The following is a 358-nucleotide window of genomic DNA, read 5'->3' on the forward strand; positions in this document are numbered from 1 at the left end:
TCGACCGGCGTCGAGGCGACACCGAGGCGCTGAGCACGCAGCCTGATCTGCGCGACCGCTTCCTCACCCGAAACATAGACGATGCGGTGGCCTTTCGAGGCCAAAGCGGCTGCGGCCTGCGTCAGCAGCGTCGACTTGCCGATGCCGGGATCGCCGCCGACCAGAAGGGCGGAGCCGCGCACGAAGCCGCCGCCGGTGGCGCGGTCGAGCTCGCCGATGCCGGAAACGATGCGCGGCGCGTCCTCGATGTCGCCGGCCAGGCTGGTGAGCACCACGGCGCGGCCCTTGCGCACATTGCGGGTGTTAGCGGGGCCCGAGCCGATGCCGCCCGCGGTGCCTTCCTCGACGAGCGTGTTCC

Annotated in this window: 1 protein-coding gene; it reads right to left on the reverse strand. The window is 71.5% G+C overall.

From position 1 onward, the window contains the following. Positions 1-358 (reverse strand): ATPase domain-containing protein (locus EOA49_RS32425; RefSeq protein WP_164749406.1); only part of this gene is annotated, 358 nt, incomplete at both ends.

The organism is Mesorhizobium sp. M1A.F.Ca.IN.020.04.1.1 (genome assembly GCF_003997315.1).
In the GTDB taxonomy this organism is placed as follows: domain Bacteria; phylum Pseudomonadota; class Alphaproteobacteria; order Rhizobiales; family Rhizobiaceae; genus Mesorhizobium.